The 246-nt window shown below is 45.5% G+C and carries 1 protein-coding gene; it reads left to right on the forward strand.

The genetic code is table 11. The annotated features are described in order from the left end of the window. On the forward strand, positions 1 to 246 hold a 246-nt coding region (locus tag SB719_RS21920), incomplete at both ends, for a hypothetical protein (RefSeq protein WP_412159998.1).

Below are 246 nucleotides of genomic sequence, written 5' to 3' on the forward strand. Positions count from 1 at the left end.
CTGTAGCAGGAGGAGATGAAAGTTATTCACAATCAGGCGGTGAAGGAGGCGGCGGCGGAACAACTTCCGTAACAGCAGAAAATGCGGCACCGCAAAGTAAGATTAAATTAATCAAGGTGAATACTCCCGCAATTTCTCCCACGGCAATTCAGCATACGAGCAAGCATTTTGATATTGTATTGGCAATCGATATCCATTGGACGTTGATACCACCACCGCCGTCATTTATGTTGATTCCATTGCCAT

The organism is Pantoea sp. SIMBA_079, assembly GCF_046940275.1.
Classification (GTDB): domain Bacteria; phylum Pseudomonadota; class Gammaproteobacteria; order Enterobacterales; family Enterobacteriaceae; genus Pantoea; species Pantoea borealis.